We start from the raw sequence: 23,570 nt of genomic DNA on the forward strand, positions 1-23,570 counted from the left end.
CCACAGGCGGCGATTAGCCCGGGTTGTTCTGCTCGCCCCGGTATTGCGAGTATTACAGGGAATCGCCGAAATCTTCCCGGAATTTTGCGAGCAGCTGTGCCGGCCAATCCGATACGGGCCGCATCCGGCCGTAGAAGAAGCGCAAGATTTCCGGTTCTTCTTCCCACTCGAGGCCACCAATCAGCTGGCGGTTGTCGTAGAGCCAGGTCACGCGGTCAATAAGGTAGTTGACCTGCGAGAGGGTGAAGACCCGGCGTGGTAATGCCAAGCGCACTAGTTCCATATTGGCAAGTGGTTCTACTCCGGCGGCGTCGCGCTCTTCAGACATGGTGCCGCGTTCCATGCCCCGCACTCCGGAGGCAAGGTAGAGGGCGGCGTTGAGGGCACCGGCCGGGTAGTTTCGTTGGTCAATGTGGTCCACGAATTCCATGGCGTTGAGGTGGGCACCCAGGCCGCCGGCGGGTTTTACCACTGGAACACCGCGTTTATCGAGCTCATCTACGGTATAGGCGATGAACCGCGGGCCGTGGGAGATCATGTCATAATCCATGGTTTCTTCCAGCCCCACCGTGATCGCTTCCATCTCGCGTACTGACATGCCGCCATACGTTAGGAAACCTTCGAACATCGGTACTAGCCCGCGCATCTGCTTATAGGTAGCTTCATCGCGAATGAGGATGCCTCCACCGCGCCCGAAGCCGAGCTTACGGGCAGAGAAGTAGAAAATATCGCAAGCCGCCGCGATTGCCAGCGCGATCTCCCGAACAGACATGTTTGCAGCCTGTGGTTCGCGTTCCTTGATGAAGTACAGGTTGTCTTGCAGGAGTGAGGCGTCGAGTACTAACGGCACTCCAAATTCGCGGCATAGCGCGCTTACTTCGCGCAGGTTTGCCAGCGAGAACGGTTGGCCGCCGATCAGGTTTGTGCCCGCTTCCATTCTTACCGCCGGAACCGAGGCCGGAGAGGCTAGCAACTCTCGCAGTTGGGAGGTATCCATATTGCCTTTGAACGGGTGATCGACGTTTACGTCAATACCTTCCGGATATAGGTATTCCGCTACCTGGCCTCCATTGGCCACGATATGTGCCTTCGTGGTGGTGAAGTGGTAGTTCATGGGGACGATATCGCCTTCTTTTACCAGGGTGGAGAAAATGATGTTCTCGCAGGCACGGCCCTGGTGGGCGGGCAGGAAATAGTCCATCCCAAATAGTTCTTTGGCCTTGGCTTCCAACCGGTAGTACGTGGCCGAACCGGCATATGCATCGTCCGCATTGAGCATCGCGGCCTGCTGTTCTTGGCTCATCGCGTTGACGCCCGAATCGGTGAGCATATCCAAGAACACGTCTTTATTTTGAAGCAGGAAGGTGTTGAAACCGGCCTCTTGGATCGCGGTGAGGCGTTCTTCTATCGGCAGTAGGCGCAGTTTTTGGATAATTCGTACCTTGTGCATTTCCAATGGAAAATGCTGATCGCCGTAGAACTTCACGTTAGCCATAAGAAAACTCCTTGCCTAAACGTCAATCGTTTTATTATCGAGCCCACCTTAGCGAATACGCATACATATTAACGCTGGCGTCCAATTCTATTGTTTGCTCCGGCAACTTTTTTCGCGCCTGTTACACCTTTAGTTACTAAAGCACGTGAACATGCTGCTCCGATACTTCGACTAAGGTGGCAAGCGGAGAAGCTGGAGATACACTAGAATTTTGCCGAGATATCGAAGACGGAAGGGGCCTCATGGCAAGGAAGACATCGAAGGATAAACCGCAAAAGCGCAGGTTCTTTAGCACGTTGCGCGATGCCTACAAGGTAGCGCGCCGTACCTACAAATATTTGGGGTGGGTGCTGGCAGCAAGCGCGATTGTGGGCCTGGCCATCGGTATTGTTCTCGCTTTCGTCACCAAGTCGTGGATCGCTTGGATCTTGATCGGCATTATGTTGGCTTTGCTTTTGCCAATGCTGATCTTGACGCGGGCCGTGCGCAATGCCAGCTACCAGCAGATCGAAGGAATGCCGGGGGCTTCTTCCGCGGTGATTGATTCCTTGCGGGGCCGCTGGGTCAAAACTGAAGAGCCCGTGCGGGTAAATGCCCGCACCCAAGATTTCGTCTTCCGGTTGGTGGGCCGGCCGGGCGTGGTGCTCGTAGCGGAAGGTCCGATTAATCGGGCCCGGCGTCTGGTGGAAAATGAGCGGCGGGCCTTGCGCCGCGTGGCACCAAATGCGCCGGTAGAAGTGATTTACGTAGGCAATGGTGAAGGCCAAGTGCCACTACCGAAGCTAGAAAGAAAGATCCGCCGCCTCAAGAAGAAGATTTCGAATGAGGAAGTTTCGGCGCTCGCGCAGCGTCTTGAAGCCCTCAAGCATGATCCGCTGGGCATTCCGAAGGGTATTGACCCGTTCAACCAGCGTATTTCGCGGCGTGCTTTGCGCGGTAACTAGGCCTCGCCGGTAGCCGCGGTAGCTTTCGTTCCTAGCGTTCCAAAGCCCCGAACATCGCTGTTACTGTTTGCCCGGTTTGCGAATCTCAACTCGCGGACCGGGCAAATTGTTCTTTATCGCACATGTGCGTTAGCACAGTTTTTGGTTTGAACGCCGCTGGGGTTTATACGATACCTACGTTGAATGCGTACGCGGCTAGAAAAGAACCGCGCCAGGAGTGAAGGAGGACACGTGTTCGCTAGTATTGCGGAAGCAAGTGACTACATTCAGAACAAAGAAAATGGGGTGAAATTCCTCGACGTCCGGTTCTGTGACCTTCCCGGTGTGATGCAACACTTCACGATCCCCGCCCACCAGGCTACGGCCAAGAACCTTACCGAAGGTCTCATGTTCGATGGTTCTTCGATCCGCGGCTTCACGCGCATTCACGAATCAGATATGAAGCTGGTACCCGATCCGGCCACGGCCTATATTGACCCGTTCCGCCCGGACCGTACCCTGGTGATGAATTTCGACGTCGTCGACCCTTTTACCGGGGAAAACTTTGAACGTGACCCCCGCTCTGTTGCCGCGCGCGCCGAAGCCTATTTGCTTTCCACCGGAATTGCCGATACCGCCTATTTCGCCGCCGAAGCCGAGTTCTACATGTTCGATTCGGTACGTTACGAAAACACGGTGAATAAGGCCTATTTTGAGGTCGACGGCGAAGAAGGTTTCTGGACTTCTGGGCGCGATACCGAGGGTGGCAATCAGGGCTACCATATTCCACTCAAGGGTGGCTACTTCCCCGTCGCGCCGCAAGATCAACACGAATCCGTGCGGGATCAGATGTGTAAGTATTTGGAGCAGGTGGGCTTGGAAGTGGAACGCGCCCACCACGAAGTTGGCACCGGCGGGCAACACGAAATCAACTACCGGTTCAATAGTTTGCGGGCCGCGGCCGATGACCTCATGAAATTCAAGTACGTGATTCGGCGTACCGCCCAGCAAGCCGGAAAAACCGTGACTTTCATGCCCAAGCCGCTGTACGGCGATAACGGTTCGGGAATGCATTGCCACATGTCTTTATGGCAGGATGGCGAACCGCTTTTCTACGATGAACGCGGCTATGGCGGGCTTTCTGATCTAGCTCGTTGGTATATTGGCGGCTTGTTGGCGCACGGCAAATCCTTGGCGGCAATCACGAACCCTTCCGTCAATTCTTATCATCGGCTCGTGCCGGGCTTCGAAGCACCGATCAACCTGGTGTATTCGGCACGCAACCGTTCCGCATGTATTCGTATCCCCGTTACCGGTAGCTCGCCGGCGGCAAAGCGCGTGGAATTCCGCGTACCCGATCCGATGGCTAACCCGTATTTGGCTTTCTCGGCGCAGCTCATGGCAGGGCTGGATGGAATCCGTAACCGGATCGAACCACCCGAACCGATTGACAAAGACATTTACGAATTGCCGCCGGAAGAATATAAGGACATTGAGCAGATTCCGGCGTCTTTGGACCGCGCGCTCTTCGAACTCGAACGCGACCATGAATACTTGCTCGAAGGTGGCGTATTCACCGAGAACCTCGTGCGCACGTGGATCGATCTAAAGATGGAAAACGAAGTGACACCATTGCGTTCCCGGCCCCACCCTTACGAATACGAGCTGTATTACACCATGTAGGAAACTAGCTAGTGCCGGCCTGCCGGTTTCTTCGAGGGTGAGACGTTTTCTTCGAAAGCGAGGCGTTTGAGACGTTCGGAAAGCTACGGTCGGTGAACGGTGAACGGCCAGCTAAAGGCAGGTTGCTGAAATTATGCAAATGCTCTGAGCTCCGGGAGTTTATCTCCGCTGGCGCTCAGAGCATTTGTTTTGCCTTGCTGCTATGCACGTAGGCATAACTTTCTATTTTTCCACTTCTCGTGTCGATATTTCTCCTCCCTCCTCCTCAGGTACTGCAACTTTTACGGCCACTACGTGGGTGCACTCACTATCCGCGTTCCATCCACGTCGCTTCTAGGCTGATTCTTAGTGGATGAAAACGAGCCATATGGCAAGCAAGAGTATAATCGCCGAACCTGCCGAAAAAACGAGAGCCGTACGCTTCCGCCGGGTTACCTCCGCTGTATCTGCAGCGGCCATCTGCTGCTGGAATTTCGGCATACCCCACACAATATAAGCGTTGAAAACTACCGATACGAGGAATATCGGCCAGGTGGATTCTGCAGCTTCCATAAGACCCATTCCTTTGATCGCGGTCAACGCCCAGAGCACTACCAATGTGACAATGGACAGCAGGGAGAATGTCCCGAACCGTTTCATTTCGTATCCCCTCCTTATTGATATTTATTTCAGCACACGCTATTCCACGGGACGAGAGCTGCCATTATGGTGCGCATGCCGGTCGAACTTGCGCCGCATCTTTTAGTTACATCTCGAACGGCTATCTGAGACGCAATCATCTTAAGACCGAAATGATTGACCATCAAACTTTATGCCGCTTTTCAGAAGTGTTGCGCGCCAGGCAAGCTCGGTGGTGATGCATGGAAGGCCGCTCAGCCCGCTCTGGAGCAGGCCCCCGGCCAACTACCGCAAAACATCGACTACTGCAAAGCATCAACTACGGCAAAGCATCGATAATCCCTGCGGGCAACTCGAAGCCCGTCACGGTTTCGGGCGCCGCCCGGCTCGAGGTGCGCGAGTCAAAGCATGTACCGCACACCCAAAATTACCCAGGGCTTGACACCGACACCGGTAACGGTGTCATAATGGTGTCATGCAAGTGCAGAATATGGCATCACAGATTGAGGAGTCTTTGCGCAGCGTTTCCAAATTAGCTGATGCCCAAACCCAAGAAACCGCGGAGAAACTGATTTCCGCCGTCGCCCCCGCCGTCGAACTAGCACAAATGAAAACCATGGCGGATATCGTGGCGACAATAAACGAACAGGTTCCCGATCTGGAACTACAGGTAGCGGTGAGTGCGGCCGGCCCTTACGTAACCGCCAAGGTGCGGGAAGGAAACGGCACCACTCATCTGCCAGAAACCGCCGGTAGTGATGCCAGCGCCGCTCCGGCAACTCCCCCAGAGACAAAAGAAACCGAAAATGTTGCGGACCAGGCGCGCCTCACGCTCCGCCTCCCGGGGGACCTTAAAGCCCATATCGAGGAAGAAGCGCGGCAGGTCGGGATGTCCCTCAACGCTTATATCGTGAATGTTTTGCAAAGCGCGCGTTACCGGCAAACCGAGCACACGCAGTCCCGCACGCACCTGAGCGGGCTGTTCTACTAAACGCACGCAGCTGCTAAAGCAGACCCACGTGCCAGTAAATTGCCGGTCCTTTTCCCCTCATATGCCTACCAATTGCCCGGCAGATACCGGCCAATTGACAGGCAGATGCGGGGCGAATACCCGGCATGGCAATTGTTTTATTTTCATCACCACATAAGGAGTACAAAATGTCGGAAGCGAACCCGATTTTTAGTAGCGATACCACCCCGGAAAACATTTCCATTTCCGGTGACTATTTGACGGTGGAGGCCCACGCGAACCCAGAAGTGGAAGGCATCCGGGTCTACAGCGAATCTGAAGATATTACGGTTATGGAAAACGCCGGGCAGGTACTGATTGAGAGCGCAACACGCAGCGGTCAGGCACCGGTGACGATCAATTTTTTCGGAATTTCGGTTGGCTCATCCGCCCGCAAGAATAGGGTGCGGATCGAAACCGGCGAAGGAGTGAATGCGGAAATTACTACTGACGCCGGCAGGATCACTTGCACCGGAACCTGGAAAAACGTGCGGGCACGAACTGATGCCGGATCAGTGCGGATAGACCGTGCGGTGGATGTAGACGTGAACGCGGATGCCGGAGCGGTTACTATTGGCACGGTTTTGACGGCACGTATCATAGTGGACGCGGGCAATTTGCAAATAGATTCACTGGGCGGGGACGCCACTTTGGAGGCCGACGCCGGTAATATTCGCGTGGGCGCAGCCCGGCGCGGAACTTTACGCGCGCGTACTGATGCTGGTTCGATCCAAGTGGGGATCCCCTTCGGCACTGCCGTGAATGCCAATTGCAAAACAGAATTGGGCCAGGTAAGGAGTGAATTGCCACCCAGCCAGCACGATGACGCTCCCGAACGGTTCCTCAATCTGGACGCGCGGACCAGCTTGGGCAGCATTAAAATCATGCGAGCGCAGTAGGAGAATGCGGCTCTTGGCCGTAGAAAACTCTTTCGACTACTTGGCGGGCGCGGCGCGCCGCTTTTAGGTAGTGCTCATTTACTTCCCTGCCGGGTTCTCCCAAAATAGCTCCCACGCGGGCAAGTTCTGCCGGGTCGGTAGCCAAATAGTCGGCCTTGGGGCCGCCGGTACCGCGGGCTAAGAACCGTGCATCGCGCACGGCCCCCGCCCGTTGCCAGGCTTCGATTAGCTCGGAAGCATCGGGCGCGCGCAAGATCCCGGCTTGGGCAGCGGCGCGTAAGGCTTCCACCGTGGAGGTAGTGCGTAGCCCGGGGACCTGGCCCGCATATTGCAACTGCAACAGTTGCGCCGTCCATTCAATATCGGCCAAGCCGCCCGGCCCGAGCTTTACGTGGTGCGTGGCCCGGCCGCCCCCGGGGATTCGTTCTTTTTCGATACGCAACTTCATGCGCCGCACTTCGGTAACTTCCCGCGCCGAAAAACCGGGCGCGGCCGGATAACGGTGCGGGTCGATTACCTCCCGGAAAGCCAGGCCAAGAGTTTGACTTCCGGCGATCGGCCGTGCCCGCAAAAGCGCCTGTTTTTCCCAAGTTTGTGCCCATTCCTGGTAATAGCTGGCAGACGATGCAAGGCTGCGAGCCAGCGGCCCCTGCTTTCCTTCCGGCCGCAAGTCCGTATCAATTTCCACCGGAGGTTCAGCGCTACCCTCCCGCAAAAAGTGCAAGGTGCGGGAGGCGAGTTGCTGCGGATCTACACTATTTTCTACGGGGGTTTCCATGCTGGAGGTGCTTTCTTCGGGGCCGGCGGCGCTTTCTTCTGTGCAAAAGGCGCTTTCTTCGGGGCCGGCGGCGCGTTTTTCCGGGCCGTACCGGTAAACGAAAAGCGCATCGGCGTCGGAAGCAAAACCCGATTCTTCCCCGCCCAAGCTTCCCATCGCGATTACGCAAATCTCGAGGGTTTCCCCGCGCGGATTACCGCGCTCCTGGCAACCTATGTCGGTGTTTTCTCCGCGCGGGCCGGTATTCATACCGGTATCCTCGCCGCGCGGGGCGTTGTCTTTCCTGCGCGTGCGAATGTAACCGGCGCGTGCCTGGGCGGGGCTAGCTCCCGCTTCGCGCAAAGCTGCTTGCAGGGCGGCTTGGATCGCAATATGTGTGGCTTGACTAAGGGCGCGGCGCGCAGTTTCTGTATCGATAACGCCCAGTGCGGTTGCCAGGCCGATGCGGAGCCGTTCTCGGCGGCGCAAAAACCTACCTGCCAAAGCTATTTCGAGAGAGGTTTCTCGCCTTTCCCCCATGGCTTCTAATTCGGCAGTGAGTTGCGAAAAGGTGCGAGGTTGCAGGTGTTCATCACGAGCCAGCCAGGCTACGGATTCGGGAAGTTCCGGGATTTCGCGGGCCAAAAACTCGGAGCGTGCCAGCACGGTACAAAGTCTTTGCGCTACCGGGCCGCCGTCGCGTAATTCTCGCATATACCACGAGGTAGAACCCATTTTTTCGGAAAGAATCCGGAAGGCCCGCAAGCCCGCGTCAGGATCCGGGCCGCTGGCAAACCAGCCGAGCATTACCGGTAGTAGTTGCCGCGCAATCCGCGCGGTACGCGAATAGCCGCGGGTTAGCGCCGCAATATGGCCGAGAGCTCCGCGTGGATCTCGATATCCCAAAGCTGAGAGACGATCAAAAGCTGCTCCCCGTTCCAAGGAAATATCCGATTCACTGAGCTGGGCCGCGGCCGGCAACAAGGGCCGATAGAAAATATTTTCGTGCAGTCCGCGCACCTGGCGGCGCACGGTCCGGAACTTTTCTGCCAGGGCCGGCCCGCTCATCTCTCCCATGGCCCGCGCGATTCGCCGTAATTCGCCTTCCTGGGTGGGGAAAAGCGGAGCCCGGCGCAAACGTTGCAATTGCAGCCGATGTTCCAAACATCGCTCCCACCGGTACAAGCGATCCAAACTGGCCGCATCTTGGCGAGAAATATAGGTGCCTTCCGCCAAAGCTTGCAAGGCTGCAAGCGTATTACTTTGCCGAATATTTGGATCGGCCCGCCCGTGCACGAGCTGCAACAGCTGGACCGTGAACTCTACGTCCCGTAATCCGCCCCGCCCGAGCTTCACATGCAATTCTTGATCTTGGGAAGCAATTGTTTCTTCCACGCGTTGGCGCATAGCCCGCGCATCTTCCACAAAATCCGGCCTTTGCGAGGCCTGCCATACCAAAGGTCGGGTTTCTTCCACGTAGGCAGCGCCCAGTTCCCGGTCTCCGGCCGCAAACCACGCCTTCAATAAGGCCTGAAATTCCCAGCTTTGCCCCCAGGTACGGTAATAGTCAAGATGCGAGGCCAAAGTGCGGACCAACGGGCCGCGCCCACCTTCCGGCCGCAAATTGGTATCCAAAGCCCACAGTGCCGGCTCGGCTCCTGCTTGGGAAACAATCTGTGCCAAGCGGACCACGATTTTTTCCGCGATGTGTAACGCTTCTGCTTCGCTAACCTGCCCGCGCGGCTCGGCCACATAAATCACGTCAACATCGGAGGCATAGTTCAGTTCCCGTCCGCCGGTTTTCCCCATCGCTATTACGGCAAGCCGCGTTTTTTCGGCACCCGGCGTTTCTGCCTGCGCAAGTTGTAACCCGGCTTCCAAAGTTCGGGTAACGACGTCGGATATCTGCCCGGCAACCTGCGGCATTACTTCCACGGCCGCGGGCGCCGTGAGATCAGCGCCGGCGATCGCCAAAATTTCGGAACAATAGCGAGCCCGCAAAGATGCAATCGCGGCCCCTGAGCTACGGGCTAAGTTAGCGGAAAACTGTGCGCCGCCGGCAGCCGGCCCGGAAGTTTCTGGCAAGCCAAGATTCTCGGCCAATCTTTCTACTTCCCAGGCAGTTCCTGCCTGGCCGGAGGTTTCCCAGCGCGGCGCGGCAAGCAATACTTGCGCGGCTTCCGGATGGCGGGCCAGATGATCCGCGAGCGCGGTGGAAAGGCCCAGCACAGCAAGAAGGCGCTGCCGGGCTGCCTGCCCACCGGCTTCGCTCGCAATCCCGGCACCGTCAACATCACCTGCACCGCCGCCTTCGGCACCCCCGCCGGCTCCGGCAGCCCCGGCAGCCCCGGCACCGCCGCTAGTGCCGCCAACTTCGCCGCCGGTACCGCCCCCGCCACCTCTGCCATTCCCGTCATTCCCGCCAGCTCCGGCAGCTCCCCCGCCAACTCCGGTATCCCCGCTAACGTCACTAGTTCCTCCGGCGGGGGCAAACATTTGTGGCACGGCGGCCGGGAGGGTTTTTTCTAGCCGGGCGAGGGCGAGCAGGGCGCGGTCCGGATCGGCGCAAATCGCGAAATCTTCCGGGCTGAGCCGGAGGGCTTCGAGATCAAGGCTCGCGCAGATACGGGCGGCGCGTTGCGGATCGGTAAATCCGGCGGCCCGGAGGCGGGATGAAATAGAGTTGCGGTTCATGGCTAGTTTTTAGGTCATCCGGAAACGGGCTCTTTCTGCCGGGGTGATTTGCCGCCGGTATTCGGCCCATTCGGCTTGTTTATCGCGCAGGAAGTAGTCGAAGGCATCTTCGCCGAGCATATCGGCCACCAGTTCGGAGCGTCGCATAATCCCGATGGCAGATTCCAAGGAAGTGGGCAAAGATTGAATGCCGAGCACGCTTCTTTCCATATCATTCATGAGCAAAACGTCAGAATCGGCTGGTTCAGGCAGTTCGTATTTGCCGGTGATGCCGGCCAGGCCGGCTCGTAACACCGCGGCGAAAGCCAGGTAGGGATTGCAAGCAGTGTCCAGAGCCCGATATTCGAGGCGGGCACTGGATGGCTTATTCGGTTTGTATTCGGGTACGCGGACCAAAGCAGACTGGTTTCGCGGGCCCCAGCACACATAGGGCGGGGCTTCACCGCCACCCCACAGCCGTTTATATGAGTTCACGTGTTGGTTGGTAACAGCGGTAATTTCCCGGGCGTGTTTCATCAGGCCGGCAAGGAAACGGCGGGCGGTGATAGACATGCCATATTGTCCGGCCGGATCATGGAATGCATTATTTTCGCCTTCGAATAGTGAGAAATGCGAGTGCATGCCAGAACCGGGCCAAGATTGTAAGGGTTTGGGCATGAAGGAAGCTTCCACGCCGTGGTTGAGGGCCACTTCGCGGATAATGACGCGGGTGGTCATAATAGCGTCTGCCATGGTTAGTGCATCCGCGTAACGCAGGTCGATTTCTTGTTGGCCGGGGCCGGCTTCGTGATGGGAGTATTCAACGGAGATACCGGCTTTTTCGAGGGCCAAAATAAGGTCGCGGCGGAACCCGTGGGCCAGGCTACGCGAAACATAATCGAAGTAGGCACCATTATCGATAGGTTGAGGTTCGCTATCAATTGTGGATCCGGGGAGGAAGAGGTAGAACTCGATTTCGGGGTGCACGTAGGCGGTGAATCCTTCATCGGCCGCCAGTTGTAAAGTTTTCTTGAGAATGGAACGCGGGTCGGAACGGGCCGCTTCCCCATCGCGAGTGGTGATATCGCAAAAGAGCATGGCCACCGGGTTTTCATCGGTTTCCACCACGGTGAAAGTATCGACATCCGGGGTAGCTATCATGTCCGATTCGTAGACGCGGGTAAGGCCTTGAATTGCCGAACCGTCAAAACCGATACCTTCGTTAAAGGCGGCTTCCAGTTCGGCCGGGGCTACTGCCACGGATTTCAGGGTGCCCACAATATCGGTGAAGCAAAGCCGAGCATAGCGAATGTCCCGTTCGGAGATGGTACGGAGCACGTACTCTTGTTGTGCGTTCATAAGCTAACTTTAGCGCTCGGCTAGCTGGGCGGGCTTTCCCGACGCCGTGGTGGCGGGAAGTTGGTCGCGGTTCCAGAACCATTTGCGCACCCGGTCCCAGAATTTTTTGAGCACGCCCCACACTCCGCCCGGTTCGTCGTCGTCTTCGGCGGCGGGGTGGCCGTGCAAAGTCAAGTCGATCATTTGCAAGTAGTCACGCACCTGATACCAAGAGCGTAGTTCTTCCCCCGGGGTGACTAGCCAGGGTACGAGTTTGGCAATGGGCCGCGCGTCCGTGCGTGATAAGCGTTCCAAAGACTGCGTCCATTCTTCCAAACAGCCTAGGGCGCGCGCCCACCCCGGATATTTCACGAAATCTTCGAGCCGAGCACCGGCCGAAACTGGTGCTTCGATAAGGAAGCGGCGAAACCCGCGCACTTGGTCGGAAGCCACCACGCCGTCCGGCGAAAGCCGCTTATACCCCAACACGGTTAGCAAGCCGCACAGTGCCACGAAAACGCTCACGCCGGTCCAAAACTCCGCCAGGCCCGCCACTAAAGAAAGCACGAAAGCTGCCACCGCACCTGCAATCCCGGCGAGGAAGAAAACGGCTCCCAGCGAACCTAGAAACTCGCGCCGGCGCAAAATCCACCCGAAGTGGCTCACTACTTCATCGCGCACATCCAAAGCCACGCGGCGCGATAGTTTGCGGGAAAGCCCTTGGATTCGCAGGATGGGTTTGCGCGAAGGCGGTAGGCCGGCCCGTTCCATTTCCGCTCGGTAGGTTTTTGCGTCCATGGGGCGCAGTTGCCGATAAGCTGCGGATTCGCCGGCTCCCGGCTGTTGTATGGCTTCGAGGAATCGTCTTTCTTGGGCGGGCAGATTGGCATCAGCTTCCCGCGTGAGGGAGACGATAATAGTTTCGCGCCGCGCCCCGGTATCGCGAATAAAGTCGAAAGAAATATAGCCTCGGCACGCCAAATCGATCAGGGTGGCCACGGTGGCAGAATCTCCGGTGGCGCCGTCGAGCAGAAAATCGGCGAGGGCCGGCGTCATATCGGGTGGGGTGGAACGGATTGGCGGACGGTCGGAACGGGCCCGGCGGGTTTGCCGCGGGGATTGCGGGCCTGGGAAAACTCCGCGCGGTAAGGCCGCATACTCTTTTTCTGGGCGCCAGGCGCAGGCCAGCACCAGCACGGCCAGTACACATATAGCAATGCCGATCCAAAACTCGTAAACGCTAGCTCCCAAAAAATTCAGTATCGCGCCCATATTCCTCCTGCTCAGTTCCCGCACCGCTTTCAGGCCCCAGCTTACATGCCGCAAGTGTGTAGGATTGCTTCAAATACTTAGCACCTAGCGGAGGGCTTATGAACGAGCACGCAACCACCGGTACCCCGAACGGTGAGGAACACGAAACCGTGAGCACTTTCCGGGATGGAAAGTTCACCCCATCTCGTATTCGGGTACATCACCTGCGGAAAATGATGAAAAACCACGAGTCGATTTCCATGCTCACCGCCTACGACGCCGTCACCGCTCGCGTGCTCGACGCCACCGGAGTGGAAATGCTCCTGGTGGGTGATTCCATCGGTAACACTATGCTCGGCTACTCTTCCACTATCCCCGTAACGATGGAGGTAATGGAGACCGCTACCGCGGCCGTTATGCGCGGCACTGAACGCGCTTTCATTGTGACTGACCTGCCGTTTGGTTCCTATGAGGAAAGCCCTCAGCAAGCACTCCACAATGCTATCCGGCTCACGCGTGCCGGGGCCGACGCCGTCAAACTCGAAGGCGGCGCGGAATACGCCCCCACCATTCGTACGATTACCCAAGCCGGAATCAACGTGGTGGCTCATATTGGTTACACCCCGCAATCCGATTCGGCGTTGGGAGGGCCGCGGGTACAGGGCCGTGATGAACGCGCCGAAACCCGCCTCAAGGACGATGCCATCGAACTTGAAAAAGCCGGGGCTATTGCCATCGTCTTGGAAATGATCCCCGCCTCGGTATCCCGCAAGATCACCGAAATCGCTCATATCCCCACCATCGGTATTGGGGCTGGGCCGCACACTTCCGGCCAAGTTTTGGTGTGGACGGATATGGCCGGTTACGGCGAGTGGGCGCCAAAGTTTGTGCGAAAATTTGGCGAAGTAGGCCAGGCGCTCAAAGACGCAGCCTCCGCCTACCGCGAAGCGGTACGCAAGGGTGAATTCCCCAGCGCCGAACACAGCTTCTAGTCTAAGTTCTAGGGCGCATGTTGCTAGCGCCCGCTGTGGGAGCGAGCAACGCGCTAACTAACTTCGGCGCCAGTTGCGGGGTTAGCTACGCCATTAGTTGCGGGCGCCAGCTGCGGCGCGGGCCGGCTGGCCTTAGGCTTTCTTCCGGCCCGCGCCTATGATGGGACTCATGAGTTTGGCACATCGTGCGCCGGTTGGCGCGATTACCCCCGGAAAGTTGTCCCCTAAGCGGTCGGTACCGCAGCATATTGAGCGCCCGGAGTATATGTTCCATGATGGGCCCGAACAGGTGACAGCTTCCGATGTAAAAAGCGAAGAGACGATCGAAAAGATTCGGGAAGCGGGCACTATTGCCGCCGATGCCATGTATGAAGCCGCGAAAGTGATCGCTCCCGGGGTGACTACGGATGAACTAGACCGTATCGCTCACGAATACATGTGCGATCACGGCGCTTACCCTTCGTGCCTGGGCTATATGGGATTCCCGAAGTCTATTTGTACCTCCATCAATGAAGTGATTTGCCACGGGATTCCGGATTCGCGTCCGCTTGAAGAAGGCGACATTATCAACCTGGACGTCACGGCTTATAAGAACGGGGTGCACGGGGATACGAATGCTACTTTCCCGGTGGGTGAAGTAGATCCGGAATCCCAGCTGTTGATCGAGCGGACCGCGGAGGCTACTTTACGCGGCATTAAAGCGGCCAAACCGGGCCGGCAAGTCAATGTGATTGGCCGCGTGATCGAGGCTTACACTCGCCGTTTCGATTACGGCACCGTAGAAGATTTCACCGGGCATGGCGTGGGTGAAGCCTTCCATTCGGGGCTTATTATCCCGCACTATGATTCGGCTCCCCTATATGCGGATGTCATCCAAGAAAACATGGTGTTCACGGTAGAACCGATGATCACGCTGGGCACTATCGACTACGAGATTTGGGATGATAACTGGACCGCGGTGACCGCTGATCGCGGCCGTACCGCCCAGTTCGAACACACGATAGTGGTACGCGAATCGGGCCCCGAAATCCTCACTTTGCCTTCGGATCCTAACGTGGGTTTGCGGCTATAAACACCCTGGATGGCGCCCGTAAACATTTGGTTGGCGGCTGCGATCCTTTGGTTTGCGTCTGCGATCCTTTGGTTGGCGGCTGCGATCCTTTGGTTGGCGGCTGCGATCCTTTGGTTGGCGGCTGCATTCCTGTGCGAAGCCAAGTTTTACTATGCGGGCAAGGTAGGCGTGGCGGGTTTGCCGCGAAAGAGCCAGCCTGTACGCCGGGTTCTGTACCGGGTAGATATTGGCGCCAAGCGCTTATATCTACCCGGTGGCGACCATCCATCTACGTGACTCGTTGCCGGGCCACTGCTCGCGCCGTAGCGCTGTAGCGATCCACCCGCGCGCTCGGCGGGATACCTCGAATGCGCGCTGCCTGATCTTGCTCCCGGTGGGGCTTGCCGTGCCAGCGCCGTCACCGGCGCCGCGGTGGTCTCTTACACCACCTTTTCACCCTTACCTTGCGGCGGTTTCTTTTCTGTGGCGCTTTCCCGCGGGTCACCCCGGGTGGGTGTTACCCACCACCGTTCCCTGTGGAGCCCGGACGTTCCTCGGTGCTTACGCAACGCGGCCGCCCAGCTGGCTCTTTCGCGATCTCCCATTCTACACGTTTTCCGCCCTGCACCATAAACGAGGCTATCGGGCGATGCTCCGTCTAGATTCGGCACCGTTCACGCACCGGCACCCACGCGCGCTAACTTAGAACCGCCACCGCTCACGCGACGCCGAGGGCCGCCACCGCCCGCGCGCCGCTGCCCCTATCGCCCGCGCGCCGCTACCCCGGCACCGCCCACCGGCCACGCGCACTACGTCAGAGTTTTTCGCGAGTCCCTAGTTCCTCGTCCTTAGTTCCTCGTCCTTAGTTCCTCGTCCCTAGTTCCTCGTCCCTAGTTCCTCGTTTCTAGTTGCTTGCGCCCGCGCCTTTCGCGCAACAGCGTAAAACCGCAGATTCCGATCACCCAGAGGCCTGCCAGCACAAGGCCGATTCGGGTTTCTTCGAAGTAGCCGAGCAGTACCACCATGAGTCCGAAAAACACGAGCGCGGCCACTGCCGAAACCCGCCCACCCGGAACAGGGAAAGTGGAAGCGGCGCGCAACTTTGGATATTTCACCGCGTAGCGCAGGTAGGAGATAACAACCATCGACCATACGAACATGAACAGCATGGATGCCATCGTGGTCACGAACTCAAAGGCGCGCGATACGGAATCTCCCATTGCCATAAGGACGATCCCAGAAAGTAGGAACAAGCAGGAAGAGGCCAGTGCGTTTACCGGTACGCCATGGTGGGAAAGCCGCGCAAATATGCCTGGTGCCTGCCCTTGATTGGCCAGGCCGTAGAGCATGCGCGAAGTCGAATAGATCCCGGAATTGGCCGAACTCATGGCCGAGGTGATCACCACGAGGTTTACGATAGAAGCTGCGGCCGGTAATCCCACTTGTGTATACATGGTGACGAAAGGCGAAACTTCCGGGTCGATCGTGTTCCACGGGTTGACCATCATGATTACGGTAAGTGCGCCGATATAGAAAAGCAGGATGCGCACGGGCACGGAATTGATCGCCCGCGGGAGCGTGTGGGCCGGATTAGCAGTTTCTGCCACGGTTGCGCCCACGAGTTCAATCCCCACGAAAGCAAAGATCGCGATTTGGAAACCGCGGCAAAAACCTGCAAAGCCATTGGGGAAAATACCTCCGTAATTCCACAGGTTAGATACCGCCGAATGCGTGCCATTGGGGTTCTCGTGCGCCGTCGCCACCATGATCAGACCGGTAACGATGAGAGCTCCGATCGCCACGATTTTGATCATGGAGAACCAGAATTCTAGTTCTCCGAAGGCCTTCACCGTTACCACGTTGAGTAAGAAAAGTGCGATGGTAACGCCGACGACGGGTATCCAGGGCGAAAGATCGGGCCACCAGAACCAGAAGTAACCCGTGATGGCGATAACGTCTGCGATTCCGCACACGATCCAACACAGCCAGTACGTCCAACTCACCGCGATGCCGGCCCAGCGGCCCAGCTGCCCACCCACAATGTCGGAGAACGTGCCAGCGCCGGGGAAGGCGAGGAATAGTTCGCCCATGCACCGCATAAAAATAAACAAGGCGGCGCCGATCAGGGCATATACCAGGAGTATTGAGGGACCGGCCAACGAGATCGCTCTTCCCGACCCCATAAAAAGTCCGGTACCGATAGCACCACCTATGGCAATGAGCTGCACATGGCGGTTTTGTAAATCTTTACGTAAACCTGAAGTATTATTGTTGCTTTTATTCATGGAACCACCTCGTTCAATGCGGGATAAATTACCACACGCAACGTGCTTCCAGAAATACGTCTCCGTTTGCGGACAGTCCCAATTATTCTTTCTAGATTCTGTTACTACCCTATTATTGCCTGGTTATTGCCTGGTTAGGCATTTTCCGGGCATGTTTTTAGGCAGGGTTTGGTAAAGCCGTGTCGATAGGCACGATAATGCAGTCGTATTCTTCCGCCAAATATATTTCATCGGCCGGCTTGTTTTTGATAGCCGCCACTTCCACCGGGGAAAGCCGCAAACCGCCGTCGGTACTACCATCCGGGGCCATGGCCATCACGGTGTATCCGCCGCTGGCTACCGCGTGGTCATAAAGATTCTTGAGTGGGGCTGCCAAAGGTTCGTAGAGCGCATCACGATGGCGGCGAATATCTGCTTGTTGGGATTGAATTTCGGCTACCACCGTTTCGAGTTTTTCCCGCTCGGCGGTGAGTTTTCCGGAAAGTGCCTGCAGTTTTTCCTGCCCTTGCGCCAGTGCCGTTTCTTCGTTTTCCACGGTTTCCAAAGCCGTAAATTCGGCTTCGGCTGCGCCGTCTAGGGCTTCCCGCAAGCTTGCCATTTCCGCTTCCAAGGTCAACAAATCTCGGGAAGTGAGCCCCTCACCCGCATTGTATTTTGCTTCCCGGTCCGCGATTTGGGATTGCAGATCTGCCGAACGTGCTTCGGCTTCCCGCAAATTTTTACGAGCCTGGGTAAGGCGAGTGGTGGTTGCCTGTACCTCCTCGCCTTGCCGGGCGGTCCCATTCATTAGTTTTGCCAGGTTTTCCCGCAAGGGATGTTTCTGGTTATCGCGTTCGAGCCGGTTAATTTGCGCATCCAGGCGCGCTACTTCCAAGAGCTGTAATTGGTCTTTCCGCGGTGCTTTCATAGTCTTAAGGCTAGCCGATAGTGGATTTGCGAACGGCTATATTCCAGGCGTCGGTGGGAATTGTGGAAACATAGGTTTGTAGTTCCGGTAGTTTTTCGGCCAGAGCTTCGCGCATGTATGCCAATAGTGGCCATTCACTAGCCCAGTGGGTGGCACAAATAAGCGCGCATCCATCGTTCCACAGGTGATCAGTGGCCGGGTGGTGGCGCAAATCCGCCGTAAAGTAGGCGTCGGCGCCAGATGCTTGCGCGGCGGCAAGTAATGAATCTCCCGAACCAGAGCAGATGGCGAGGGTCTTGATTGGTTTTTCGGGATCGCCGGCCCCCAGAACGCCAGCTGGCACATCGGGCAGTTTTGCGGCGAAAGTTTTTACTAGGTGGCCGAAGGGAACCGGAGCAGGTAAGTCCCCTACCCCACCGATCCCGGTTTCCGGATCAAGTGGCTCTCTAATTTCCATGCCAACCAGTTCGGCCAGGGCACGAGTAGAAGCAGCTACATCGGCGTTGGTATGAGCCGCAAAGAGTGCCAGGCGGGAACGCACAGCGCGAGTAACCCAGCGGCCCTTCGCATTAGTTGCCGCCACCGAAGATGTTCCGCGCAAGTAAAGCGGATGGTGGGTGATGAGCATATCTGCCCCGGCCGCAATTGCTTCTTCCACACTGGCGGCGCACGGATCAACGGCGAAATGCACTTTTTGCACGGTATCTTCCGGAGCTCCGGCAATCAGCCCCACGCGATCCCAATCCGCCGCCGTTTCCGGCGGGAAAGCTTCATTCATGGCACGGCAAACATCAGCAACGGTGTATCTCATACCCACAAAGCTACCCTATGGGGCACTTTCCAGCCCGGGCAGGGCACACATTTCCCGTTTTGCAGACCGGATACCTTGCCGGCTTGCAGGCTCGTAGGCCCCGATATACCCCGATATACGTTTAGGCGTACTTTTAGGCGCACTTTTATGCGCAGCATTTTATGCGCACATCGGTCCGTCGCAGCCGGCACTGATTGGCGCAAACCCTGCGGTGAGCGGGAGGGAATCAATATTCGAATGGTCAAAGTGGAAAACGGGCCCGCGGCTACGTAATTCCACTTCCGGTTCGGTTTCGCCTGCCCCACCACGGACCAATAGCGCCGCTTGCTGAAGCGCGGCCGGGGCCGGATTTTCCGTCGTGGTGATTTCTAGGCCCAGCTTTTCTAGTACTTCGGTGAGCTTGGCGTGCACGGTAACGACGTCGTCGAACGGGAAAAGTGGGACCAGGGCGTGCGAAACCGCGATAAGCACCTGGCGGTTTTCTTTTTCCCGGCAGTCGTACGTGTACACGCGAGAAACTTCCGGGCTGGTGAGAGCAATATTGTACGTGGCCACGGTGATCCTTTCGCTTCTGGGATGCTCGCGCACGGCCGCGGCGAGCATAACCTTCGCAACGCAATATCTAGTTTACGTCCAACATGCCGGTGCAAGGGCCGAAACCCGCAACCCAAAAAGAACAAAGGCCCGCCGAAGCGGGCCGATTCATATCGAGTAAATAAAATGGTGGGCCCGGAGGGACTCGAACCCCCGACCTCTTGGGTGTAAACCAAGCGCTCTAACCAGCTGAGCTACAGGCCCCTATGCTTTTATAAGTTTTTATTCCTCGCGCCAGCGGGAGCCAGCGACGAGCACCAGTAAATAGTACCTGATATTTTGCAAATAAAACGGGGCGTGGCGTGTGCGATAGGCAACGCCACACCCCGTGTCCGACATTCTTGCGTGAGTGAAACGAGTGTGTTAGAAGCTAAAACCCGCCGCGGTTAGTTTCACCGCCGTCCATTCTGTACCTGCCGAGGCCGATGTGGTTGCCTGCAAACCTGCAGTGTCTGCGGCTTCTTCAATACTCTCGTGAGCCACCGCAAATTCACTGCGCGGGCCGGGCACAAATAGCCAGCACGTCGCTTGGTCTGAATCGAAATTCGCCTTGATATCTAGCAAGTAATCCGTGAGATCATCGGTATCCCCATCATCTGATCTCCACCATGCGATGGCGCCGTCAACGGTATCGGGGTAATCCTCATCAACGAGCTCCCCACCGATGGCGGTCTCGATTTCCTTGCGAATTTCCTGGGCTACGTCCTCGTCGTAACCGAACTCCTGAATTACGTTTCCTTTCCGGAAACCGAACGATGTCATGTCTTCACTCCACCGCATTGGCGCCGTTTTTTCAAGTTCAAAACGCTAATTTTGGGAAATCTCTCCGCGCGTCGCCACTAATCGGCGTTTCGCCCTATCTTCTCTGGATAAAAAATAGTGAGACCTTCGTCCGCTTTGCCTCGCAGAGTGGGCGTGGCATCGGTTACAGAGATAAGATGGAAGAGTTCAGTTCTGCGCCTCACTCGGGTTCCACAAGAACTCGTACAATGCGCGGATTTCCAACGATTCGAGGGAGTTTCTGTGAGTGATAAGCAACAGAGTGCTCATATGATCAATGGGCAGCTAAGCCAGATCCCTGATACGGACCCGGAAGAAACCCGGGAATGGCTAGATTCGGTCGATGACCTGATTGATACCAACGGCAATGAGCGTGCTCGTTTCCTGCTTGGCACCATGGAAGAACACGCACGGGGGCGCGGAGTTAGCATTCCGCCCGAACTCACCACCCCGTATATCAACACGATTCCGGCGAGTGCCGAACCAGAATACCCAGGAGATGAAGAACTGGAGCGCCAGTTCCGGATGTGGACGCGGTGGAATGCGGCCGTTATGGTCACCCGCGCGCAACGGCCGGGCGTGGGTGTAGGTGGGCATATTTCTTCCTACGCCGCCCAGGCCACTCTCTACGAAGTTGGGCAAAACCACTTCTTCCGCGGGCCTGATGCGCCCGGCGGCGGGGATCAAGTGTTCTTCCAAGGTCATTCCAGCCCCGGTAACTACGCGCGTGCCTATTTGGAAGGGCGCCTTACCGAAGCGGACCTGGATTCCTTCCGGCAAGAAGCTAGCCGGCCTTCCGGCGGGCGCGGGCTACCTTCCTACCCGCACCCGCATCAGATGCAAGATTTCTGGCAGTTCCCCACGGTCTCTTTGGGCATTGGCCCGGCCACTTCGATTTACCAGGCGTGGTTCAACCGCTACCTGCACGAACGCGGTATTAAAGATACTTCTGACCAGCACGTGTGGGCTTTCGTGGGCGACGGCGAAATGGACGAACCCGAATCGCGCGGGATGCTCCAGCTCGCGGCCTACCAGAAGCTCGATAATCTCACCTGGGTGGTGAACTGCAACCTGCAGCGTTTGGACGGGCCAGTACGTGGTAACGGTTCGATCGTGCAAGAGCTGGAAGCCTTCTTCAAGGGCGCCGGCTGGAACGTAATCAAAGTACTGTGGGGCCGCGAATGGGATCCGCTCCTGGCGGCCGATAAGGAACACGCTTTGGTAGACCTCATGGGTTCTACGCTCGACGGCGATTATCAGGGATTCAAGGCTAATGACGGCGCGTATGTGCGCAATAACTTCTTTGGCCGTGATCCGCGCACCAAGGCACTCGTTGCCGATATGAGTGACGATCAGATCTGGGCGCTGCGCCGTGGCGGGCATGATTCCCACAAGATCTACGCTGCTTACCGCGCGGCTTTGGCCCACAAGGGCCAGCCCACGGTGATCTTGGCACAAACGGTGAAGGGCTACGATCTGGGTACCGCGTTCGCGGGTCGTAATTCCAACCACCAGATGAAGAAGCTCAACAGCGCCGATCTGAAGCTGCTCCGGGATACTACGGGCGTGCCGATTGAAGATTCGCAGCTCGAAAATCCCTACGCAGCGCCGTATTACAAGCCGCCGGAAGATCACCCGGCAATGGTGTACATGCGCGAACATCGCGCCCAGCTGGGTGGAGATATTCCGCAGCGCCGCGTGCATCAAGGTGGCATTCAGATGCCTAAGGAGAAGCCTTTCGAATCGATGAAGAAGGGCTCGGGCAAGCAAAAGGTAGCCACCACGATGGCTCTGGTGCGTTTGCTCAAGGACCTCATCCGCGATAAGAACTTCGGTTACCGCTTGGTGCCGATTGTTCCCGATGAGGCACGTACCTTCGGCATGGATTCCATGTTCCCCTCGCAGAAGATCTTCAATACCCTCGGCCAGAACTACACGGCTGTGGATCATGACATGTTGCTCTCCTACAAGGAATCTACGCAGGGGCAACTGTTGCACACGGGTATCACGGAAGCCGGTTCGGTAGCGGCCTATACCGCGGCCGGCACTTCCTATTCCGTGCATGACCTGCCGATGATTCCCTTCTACATCTTCTACTCGATGTTTGGGTTCCAGCGCACCGGCGATCAGTTCTGGGCCGCCACAGATGCACTGGCGCGCGGCTTCATTATTGGGGCTACCGCGGGGCGGACCACCCTCACCGGGGAAGGCTCACAGCATATGGATGGCCATTCGCCGGTGATTGCTTCCACCAACCCTTCCGTAATCATTTACGATCCGGCCTACGCCTACGAAATCGGGCATATTTTCAAGGACGGCCTGGTGCGTATGTACGGGGACGGTTCTGATGGGCGCGACCAAAACGTCCAGTACTACCTCACGGTTTACAATGAGCCGATCCACCAGCCGGCGGAACCGGAAAACGTGGACGTGGAAGGCATTATCAAGGGTATCTACAAGCTGGAAGATGCCGATGGGCTGGGTGGGCCACGGGTGAACCTGCTGGCTTCCGGCGTCGGCGTACCGTGGGCACGCGAAGCCAAGAAGATGTTGCGCCGCGACTGGGGCGTAGACGCCACCGTATGGTCCGTCACTTCCTGGTATGAACTGCGCCGCGACGGCCTGGAGACCAATGAATACAACTACCTGCACCCCACCGAGCAGCCGCGCGAAGCCTACGTGACGGCGAAGCTGAAGAACGAGCAGGGTCCCTTCATTGCCACCTCCGATTTCGAACACCAGGTACAAGATTCGATCCGCGAATGGGTACCCGGCCAGTACGAAACCCTGGGGGCGAACGGCGTCGGTATTTCCGATACGCGCCCTGCCGCCCGCCGCTACTTCAAGATCGACGACGCCACCATGGTGGTCCGCGCGCTGTACGCGCTGGCTAAGAACGGGCAGATTGACCGTTCCGTGGTTCAGCAAGCAATCGAGAAGTACGACATCAACAACCCGCAAGCCGCCGAACCGGTACCGGATAACGATCCGGAATAAGTTCGCCGTGTGGCAGGACCCCCTGCCACACTTGCGGGGTTTCCGCTTCGCGCTAAGCAACTCGTAGTTTGCAACTAGCGCGGCACGGTAACCTCCAAGCAACCGCCGGTTTTCCCTTCCGCTTCCCACTCCGAACTAGTCAGAACTTGCTCGAACTAGCGAGAACTAGACAGAAACTAGTGCGAGCTACTCAGAGCTAGACAGAAACTAGTTACTCAGAGTGCGGAGCAGGTATGGAAGACCGGCGGTTTTCTATACCTACCTATTTAGCGTCGCATGTTTCACATACGCGCCCGCCGCATCTTCCACATACGTGCCCGCCGCATGTTCCACCTCACGCAAGGTGAATTTGGGCAGGGTTTTTCCTCGTAATTTGCCGCATTAGCAGGGGTAATGATGTTGTGAGCGAAATTTACGGGTAGAGACATCTGTCTTTCACGCGTAGGCTAACCGAGCGGTCTTCGCGCTCTGCTAGCCATACTCACGCTGTACAAAAACGCTAGCTTT

17 protein-coding genes, 1 tRNA gene and 1 other RNA gene are annotated in these 23,570 nt (G+C 57.2%); 7 read left to right on the top strand and 12 right to left on the bottom strand.

Annotated features, from left to right (window positions below; genetic code table 11):
* Nucleotides 1–52: 52 nt before the first annotated feature.
* Nucleotides 53–1,495 (bottom strand): tryptophanase, encoded by a 1,443-nt coding sequence (locus tag H8274_RS06270; protein WP_065415132.1) that lies wholly within the window; start codon nucleotides 1,493–1,495, stop codon nucleotides 53–55.
* Between the two features lie 242 nt (nucleotides 1,496–1,737).
* On the opposite strand from H8274_RS06270, the gene H8274_RS06275 reads away from it, so the two are divergent.
* Together H8274_RS06275 and glnA are read left to right on the top strand one after the other, a co-directional pair.
* Complete coding sequence (locus H8274_RS06275) at nucleotides 1,738–2,439, top strand: DUF4191 domain-containing protein (RefSeq protein WP_049620130.1); 702 nt, start codon at nucleotides 1,738–1,740, stop codon at nucleotides 2,437–2,439.
* 231 nt (nucleotides 2,440–2,670) lie between these two features.
* Nucleotides 2,671–4,101, top strand: a complete 1,431-nt coding sequence (glnA, locus tag H8274_RS06280; protein ID WP_074661973.1) for a type I glutamate--ammonia ligase — start codon at nucleotides 2,671–2,673, stop codon at nucleotides 4,099–4,101.
* 345 nt (nucleotides 4,102–4,446) lie between these two features.
* Here glnA and H8274_RS06285 read toward each other — a convergent pair whose 3' ends face one another.
* On the bottom strand, nucleotides 4,447–4,740 hold the full coding sequence (locus tag H8274_RS06285) for a hypothetical protein (protein ID WP_049620132.1): 294 nt from the start codon (nucleotides 4,738–4,740) through the stop codon (nucleotides 4,447–4,449).
* A gap of 469 nt (nucleotides 4,741–5,209) precedes the next feature.
* On the opposite strand from H8274_RS06285, the gene H8274_RS06290 reads away from it, so the two are divergent.
* Together H8274_RS06290 and H8274_RS06295 are read left to right on the top strand one after the other, a co-directional pair.
* A complete protein-coding gene (locus H8274_RS06290) occupies nucleotides 5,210–5,710 on the top strand; it encodes a toxin-antitoxin system HicB family antitoxin (protein WP_176700783.1) in 501 nt (166 codons plus the stop codon).
* A 167-nt stretch (nucleotides 5,711–5,877) separates the two neighbouring features.
* The gene (locus H8274_RS06295) at nucleotides 5,878–6,627 is read left to right on the top strand and encodes a DUF4097 family beta strand repeat-containing protein (RefSeq protein ID WP_049620134.1); all 750 of its coding nucleotides are present in this window, start codon (nucleotides 5,878–5,880) and stop codon (nucleotides 6,625–6,627) included.
* Here H8274_RS06295 and H8274_RS06300 read toward each other — a convergent pair.
* The 3 genes from H8274_RS06300 to H8274_RS06310 are packed head-to-tail and all read right to left on the bottom strand — an operon-like array spanning nucleotide 6,611 to nucleotide 12,646.
* Nucleotides 6,611–10,078, bottom strand: coding sequence for a bifunctional [glutamine synthetase] adenylyltransferase/[glutamine synthetase]-adenylyl-L-tyrosine phosphorylase (locus tag H8274_RS06300; protein ID WP_185934110.1), 3,468 nt, complete (start codon nucleotides 10,076–10,078; stop codon nucleotides 6,611–6,613). The two genes, H8274_RS06295 and H8274_RS06300, sit on opposite strands and share 17 nt — an antisense overlap.
* A 9-nt stretch (nucleotides 10,079–10,087) precedes the next feature.
* The gene (locus H8274_RS06305) at nucleotides 10,088–11,416 is read right to left on the bottom strand and encodes a glutamine synthetase family protein (protein WP_185934111.1); all 1,329 of its coding nucleotides are present in this window, start codon (nucleotides 11,414–11,416) and stop codon (nucleotides 10,088–10,090) included.
* A gap of 9 nt (nucleotides 11,417–11,425) precedes the next feature.
* On the bottom strand, nucleotides 11,426–12,646 hold the full coding sequence (locus tag H8274_RS06310; protein ID WP_185934112.1) for a DUF2207 family protein: 1,221 nt from the start codon (nucleotides 12,644–12,646) through the stop codon (nucleotides 11,426–11,428).
* Nucleotides 12,647–12,765: 119 nt separating this feature from the next.
* Here H8274_RS06310 and panB point away from each other — a divergent pair, with 119 nt between their 5' ends.
* Nucleotides 12,766–13,638: a 3-methyl-2-oxobutanoate hydroxymethyltransferase gene (gene panB / locus H8274_RS06315; protein WP_185934113.1), complete on the top strand. Its 873-nt coding sequence runs from the start codon at nucleotides 12,766–12,768 to the stop codon at nucleotides 13,636–13,638.
* A gap of 160 nt (nucleotides 13,639–13,798) precedes the next feature.
* On the top strand, nucleotides 13,799–14,710 hold the full coding sequence (gene map / locus H8274_RS06320) for a type I methionyl aminopeptidase (RefSeq protein ID WP_244924620.1): 912 nt from the start codon (nucleotides 13,799–13,801) through the stop codon (nucleotides 14,708–14,710).
* 183 nt (nucleotides 14,711–14,893) lie between these two features.
* Here the strand turns inward: map and rnpB are convergent.
* The 7 genes from rnpB to H8274_RS06355 form a co-directional block, all read right to left on the bottom strand.
* Nucleotides 14,894–15,279, bottom strand: an RNA gene (gene rnpB, locus H8274_RS06325) — RNase P RNA component class A.
* A gap of 300 nt (nucleotides 15,280–15,579) precedes the next feature.
* Nucleotides 15,580–16,974: an amino acid permease gene (locus H8274_RS06330; protein WP_074662001.1), complete on the bottom strand. Its 1,395-nt coding sequence runs from the start codon at nucleotides 16,972–16,974 to the stop codon at nucleotides 15,580–15,582.
* Between the two features lie 157 nt (nucleotides 16,975–17,131).
* A complete protein-coding gene (locus tag H8274_RS06335; protein ID WP_049620140.1) occupies nucleotides 17,132–17,881 on the bottom strand; it encodes a zinc ribbon domain-containing protein in 750 nt (249 codons plus the stop codon).
* A gap of 10 nt (nucleotides 17,882–17,891) precedes the next feature.
* On the bottom strand, nucleotides 17,892–18,692 hold the full coding sequence (locus tag H8274_RS06340) for a Nif3-like dinuclear metal center hexameric protein (RefSeq protein ID WP_049620141.1): 801 nt from the start codon (nucleotides 18,690–18,692) through the stop codon (nucleotides 17,892–17,894).
* Between the two features lie 159 nt (nucleotides 18,693–18,851).
* The gene (locus tag H8274_RS06345) at nucleotides 18,852–19,247 is read right to left on the bottom strand and encodes a hypothetical protein (protein WP_185934114.1); all 396 of its coding nucleotides are present in this window, start codon (nucleotides 19,245–19,247) and stop codon (nucleotides 18,852–18,854) included.
* Between the two features lie 166 nt (nucleotides 19,248–19,413).
* Nucleotides 19,414–19,490 (bottom strand) — tRNA-Val (locus H8274_RS06350).
* A gap of 159 nt (nucleotides 19,491–19,649) precedes the next feature.
* Nucleotides 19,650–20,066 (bottom strand): DUF3052 family protein, encoded by a 417-nt coding sequence (locus H8274_RS06355; RefSeq protein ID WP_244924541.1) that lies wholly within the window; start codon nucleotides 20,064–20,066, stop codon nucleotides 19,650–19,652.
* 270 nt (nucleotides 20,067–20,336) lie between these two features.
* Between H8274_RS06355 and aceE the strand changes: the two genes are divergently transcribed.
* The gene (gene aceE, locus H8274_RS06360; RefSeq protein ID WP_407706122.1) at nucleotides 20,337–23,063 is read left to right on the top strand and encodes a pyruvate dehydrogenase (acetyl-transferring), homodimeric type; all 2,727 of its coding nucleotides are present in this window, start codon (nucleotides 20,337–20,339) and stop codon (nucleotides 23,061–23,063) included.
* The last annotated feature ends 507 nt before the right edge of the window (nucleotides 23,064–23,570 follow it).

This window comes from Actinobaculum suis, assembly GCF_900618115.1.
Taxonomy (GTDB): Bacteria; Actinomycetota; Actinomycetes; order Actinomycetales; family Actinomycetaceae; genus Actinobaculum; species Actinobaculum suis.

Coding starts and splice junctions, on each gene's coding strand:
- H8274_RS06300 (WP_185934110.1), bottom strand. CDS start 10,078: ATGAACCGCAACTCTATTTCATCCCGCCTCCGGGCCGCCGGATTTACC.
- H8274_RS06290 (WP_176700783.1), top strand. CDS start 5,210: ATGGCATCACAGATTGAGGAGTCTTTGCGCAGCGTTTCCAAATTAGCT.
- H8274_RS06305 (WP_185934111.1), bottom strand. CDS start 11,416: ATGAACGCACAACAAGAGTACGTGCTCCGTACCATCTCCGAACGGGAC.
- map (WP_244924620.1), top strand. CDS start 13,799: ATGGGACTCATGAGTTTGGCACATCGTGCGCCGGTTGGCGCGATTACC.
- H8274_RS06355 (WP_244924541.1), bottom strand. CDS start 20,066: ATGCGGTGGAGTGAAGACATGACATCGTTCGGTTTCCGGAAAGGAAAC.
- H8274_RS06275 (WP_049620130.1), top strand. CDS start 1,738: ATGGCAAGGAAGACATCGAAGGATAAACCGCAAAAGCGCAGGTTCTTT.
- H8274_RS06270 (WP_065415132.1), bottom strand. CDS start 1,495: ATGGCTAACGTGAAGTTCTACGGCGATCAGCATTTTCCATTGGAAATG.
- H8274_RS06340 (WP_049620141.1), bottom strand. CDS start 18,692: ATGAGATACACCGTTGCTGATGTTTGCCGTGCCATGAATGAAGCTTTC.
- H8274_RS06285 (WP_049620132.1), bottom strand. CDS start 4,740: ATGAAACGGTTCGGGACATTCTCCCTGCTGTCCATTGTCACATTGGTA.
- H8274_RS06335 (WP_049620140.1), bottom strand. CDS start 17,881: ATGAAAGCACCGCGGAAAGACCAATTACAGCTCTTGGAAGTAGCGCGC.
- aceE (WP_407706122.1), top strand. CDS start 20,337: ATGATCAATGGGCAGCTAAGCCAGATCCCTGATACGGACCCGGAAGAA.
- panB (WP_185934113.1), top strand. CDS start 12,766: ATGAACGAGCACGCAACCACCGGTACCCCGAACGGTGAGGAACACGAA.
- H8274_RS06330 (WP_074662001.1), bottom strand. CDS start 16,974: ATGAATAAAAGCAACAATAATACTTCAGGTTTACGTAAAGATTTACAA.
- H8274_RS06295 (WP_049620134.1), top strand. CDS start 5,878: ATGTCGGAAGCGAACCCGATTTTTAGTAGCGATACCACCCCGGAAAAC.